We start from the raw sequence: 4668 nt of genomic DNA, 5'->3' as shown, positions 1-4668 counted from the left end.
CAACGAAGCAAACGTATTTTGAGTTAAATCTCAACTAAAACTTCTCAATTCTAATAATAAATTTATACCTTTTCTAAATCATGATGAAACTAAAACAGAGTGCTATACAAGAATTGTCTGCCCACACGACACCATGTGCAACTGGTAACAGTAGCGGTAACTTACCACCAAACAAACGCCATCAAAGAAACAACAATACTCAAACTCCAGGAGACTGGCCCAAGAAAGAGTCTAGGCTTCCGATAGCAAATGCTACCGGAAAAATTCAGTATAAGCCAGTGGGGGGCAGTGGATGGCTTAATAAATATACAAGCTGGAAGTCCACCCAAAATGGTTATGTAGAGTATCCCCGAATCAAAGAAGAAACGCGGGGGACGAACGAACTCAAGCATTGGTATTGGAAATATTGCTGGCGCTCTAAAGGCTCTAAGAAGATTGAGTCTATTGGATGTCCGATCAAGAAAGTCCGTGCAGTAGAAAGAGCGATCGCTGCAAAATTCCCACATAAAGAGATTTACAATTTCATCGTAGAAGATAAATCTGCACCTCCTCCTACATAAAGTAGCTCACTACATTAAAAACCATCCCCACCACTCAAATTATTTTTCATTTGGATTTGGAGCCAAATAATATGACACCATCAGTAGCATCTAAAACAAAACTACTGCAACCATTATGGTTACAGCAGAATAATAAAAAAAACGTGGAAGAAGATAAACAATTATCTTTAAGTCTCAGTATAGCACCATCACAGATTTTCATCCTTAGAGACTACCAACTCCAAGTCATTGATGAATTATACAAACTCATCAAACACAACCACCGCCGAATACTTATCGTCGCCCCTACTGGAGCAGGCAAAACTATAATTGCTGCTTCCTTTATATATCAAGAGTATTCAAGTGGCAAAACAATACTATTCATAGTTCACAGAGACGTTTTAATCAAGCAAACACTAAATAAATTTGCTAACTTCGGCATTGAATGTGGAGTCATTGCCGGAGGCTACAAAGAAACTCGCAACGCCTCTGTTCAGATAGCCAGCGCACAAACTCTAGCTCGCCGGAAAACCAACTGGTTTACTCCTGACATTATCTTAATAGACGAAGCACATCAAACCGCCTGGAACAAAGTAGTACAGAGACAGCTAGAAAACTTTGAATCTAGCAACACTACCTTTATAGGTTTAACCGCTACTCCCTGGAGACTCTCAAAACGAGAAGCAATGTCCGATCTGTTTGACAGCCTCATTGCAGCTCCAACTCCAGGTGAACTAATTCTCAAAGGATATCTTGCACCCCCAATCTACTACAGCGTTGATGGTGCTGACCTCAAAGGAGTGCGGACTGTAGCAGGAGATTATGATAACTCTGAGTTAGTAGTACGTTGCAATGTGCCAAAGGTCGTCGAAACTCTAGTCTCCGAATGGAAAAGATTAGCACTCAATCGATTAACCATTGCCTTTGCTGTGAATGTAGCCCACGCCAAAGCGATCGCCACTGCCTTCAATCAAGCTGGCATCCCCGCAGCAAGTGTAGACGGCACGATGCCTACCAAGCAACGAGAAGTAATTTATTCACAATTAGAGTCAGGACTCATCAAAGTCTTAGCAAGTTGTGAGGCATTGGGAGAAGGTTTTGATGTCCCTGCCATTTCTTGCGTTCTCCTCTGTCGCCCCACTAAATCTAAGGCTAAGACATGGCAACAGATAGGGCGTGGGTTAAGGATATCCCCTGGAAAATATGATTGCTTAATCCTGGACCAAGCAGGATTAATTAAACAATTTGGATTCATTGAAGATGTAAAAACATTTACTCTTGGACAATCCAAAAATTCATTACCAAGTGAAGCTCCTACAAAAATTTGCCCTCAATGCAGTGCAATTACTTATAACTTTCATAAGGTTTGTGGCTGTTGTGGTTATCAGTTTCCAGTGGTGAGCAAGAGTTTAGATACCACAGACACAAAATTCAAACTACTACGCTGCACAGCAGATAAGGTCAAGCAATATCGCCATTATCACGAATTGCTCACAGAAGCTTACCATCGAGGACTCAAACCTAATTGGGCAGATAAACAATACCAAATACATTATGGATACTGGCCTCCCTACAAATGGATGCACGGTGCCATATTTGGTTCGCAACCTACTGTAGCTGACAAAGTTGCGTATCAAAAATATTTACTCCGTCTGATGAAAGCCGACGGTCAGTGCATAGGTTGGGTTGAACACCACATGAAGATGATTTTTGGCGCTCAAACATCCGTTCCGCTCCGCGATAACTACGTTTAGCTACGCTATCGCGTGTGAATTTCAGGTTGAAAAAAAAACCTACAGAATTCACAGCCCTGTAGATTCAAGTAATTATGAATACGTTATTACACATTATGAGCAAATTATCACATAAAAAACAAAATTCTGCAACTACTACCCTAATCTCCACTGTCAAAACTTCTTTACAGGAGGAGGTGTAAAATGGATTGGAAAATATTTAATCGCCACCCCAGAGCCTCAGAAATAGCAGAAGGTTTAGGAATCATCCCGGCTAACTTGGCATTGACACCAGTACGCGAGAAACGCCCCTACAGAAGTAACTGGCAACATGAAGAGCCAGTTAGTAGGGAAGCGATCGCTACTGCAATAACCCAAGGACAACGATTAACTAGCAAAAAAGGTAAACCATATACAGCTTTTGATTCTGGATATGGGGTAAGACTAGGTGAGATATCCGATGGACTGCTGGCCATAGATGTAGATGGTGCTAGTGTCGAACCTATCCTTAAAGCTATATGCCCCGAACTGCCCAAATCTTTAAGTTGGTCATCGGGCAAGGCTGGTAGATATCAAATAGCATTTCAAATCCCGCCGGAGTATAGGGAAAAATTAGCCAACTTTACCCGAGCTGTAATCCGAGAGTGGGAGGGCTTAAAAACTGACAAAGACGAACTTTTAGAATTTCGTTATAACTATTGTCAGTCCGTTCTGCCACCTTCCTACCACCCAACAACTGGTAAATATATATGGATTAATTCTCCGGCAGATACAGAAGTAGCGTACGCCCCACAACCTATCCTAGATGTACTCCTAGAACTAGCCGACAAGGAAGCTAAGGCAACTATTGAAGCTGAAAAGAAGAAAGCAGAACGGGAGCGATACTTAGAGCAACGTAAACTAGAGAGACAAGCTCACCCTAGCCTCAGCACTGCTGACTCTTTAGCCGATATCCTAGAGCTGGACATTTTGCCTCGTTTATCCACTGAAGATATTTATGATTGGGGTGGCCACAACTTCAAGAGACATGGTAAGAAGCTGGTTGGCTTCTGTCCTCAACATGGAGGTAGTAGCGGTACAGCTTTTCAAGTAAACCCGGCCGATAACTCTTGGTATTGTCACGGCTGCCAGGAGGGCGGTCATGCGGTTCAATATCGACATTTTGCCAACGGTGGTCATGGTACACCTAAAGGCAAGGATTTTATAGAGATAGTTGAAGAGTTAGCTAGTGATGCTGGTGTCACCTTACCTGAGTGGAAACCACCGCAGAAACAAAATCAGTCTAAATTAATACCTGAAACTGAATACAACTTCAAACACAAGTTCCCACGTCAACTAAAAGATACAGTCAGTAATCTGGCCCAAACTCTTAAAAATAAGGTAGCCAGACCTGCTTATAAGTATTTCCGTCGGAATGGCGAACTACCACCCGCACCAAAACTACACCCCAAAGAAAAACAACGTATTCGTCAAGCGAATGTTGCAGAAGCAAAATATTTAGCAGAAACTACGACAGCAATAGTCAAATGGGAACCGCCTTTACTATTAGGTAAAATGCAAATTAGATTAGGAGATGATCCTAATAACTGGAATGTACCAACAGACTTTGAAGATTGGAAAAATCAAGGTAGTCCAGCTTATGTAGTTCCTCCAGGGATGAGGAATATTTTTGAAGCTCTTATGGTCAAACGCGGTATCAAAAATTTGTTTGACTGTAGTGGTACTGGTACTGGCAAAAGCCATGACACAGGTAATTTACCACCTTATTTGGGAATCAATCCCCATACACAAAAAAAATCTGAAGACGACCCTACTCTCTACTATATTTGTGACGACCCGCGTAACCCCACTACAGAAAGCATTGAGAGTAATTCAGTTGTTTTGCCATCTCGTCATAGTGGTTTAGTTGAAGATACTACCAAGCAAACGCCTTTGGGATACCCTCATATCCGCCGACCTAAAGGTAAGGAAGAGCCTACTATAGAAGCATCTTGCATCAGAGAAGCTATATTTAGATATTTCCCCGAATTTAAAAATCGGACTCTATTCGGCGGTAAAGCTTCTGCTGGATGCCAAGGATGTCCCAAGTTGTTGAATGAGGATAATAAAGTGGTTTGTCCACTGCTGGTTGGGCGCTGGAAAACTAAACAATACGCACCATTTATCCGTTCTCATCCTCAACAGCTCTCTACACTATCTGAAACAGATATTGCAGTAGTAGATGAAGCTGCCAAGATTCTTAAATCAACAAAGGACATATTTGTAGGTGGTGAATCATTAAATGAAGCTTTCTATGAATTAGGAACTAACCTCATAAAGCATCAAGTAGATGGCCTGCATTATGGCAATGCTATCTTCCGCGCTCTCTCTCCTTTAATCCAAATAATGAAGGAAAT

General features: G+C 41.8%; 3 protein-coding genes. All 3 read left to right on the top strand.

From position 1 onward, the window contains the following. Window positions 1-80 precede the first annotated feature (80 nt). Window positions 81-560: a hypothetical protein gene (locus tag F6K15_RS37455; protein ID WP_293071108.1), complete on the top strand. Its 480-nt coding sequence runs from the start codon at window positions 81-83 to the stop codon at window positions 558-560. Window positions 561-631: 71 nt separating this feature from the next. Beyond that, window positions 632-2293, top strand: coding sequence for a DEAD/DEAH box helicase (locus F6K15_RS37450; protein ID WP_293071106.1), 1662 nt, complete (start codon window positions 632-634; stop codon window positions 2291-2293). Between the two features lie 183 nt (window positions 2294-2476). Then, window positions 2477-4668: bifunctional DNA primase/polymerase (locus F6K15_RS37445; protein ID WP_293071104.1), on the top strand; the 2192-nt coding region annotated here is incomplete at its 3' end.

The sequence above is a fragment of the Okeania sp. SIO2B3 genome (genome assembly GCF_010672525.1).
In the GTDB taxonomy this organism is placed as follows: Bacteria; Cyanobacteriota; Cyanobacteriia; order Cyanobacteriales; family Microcoleaceae; genus Okeania.
This window is presented reverse-complemented; position numbering and strand designations above follow the sequence as displayed.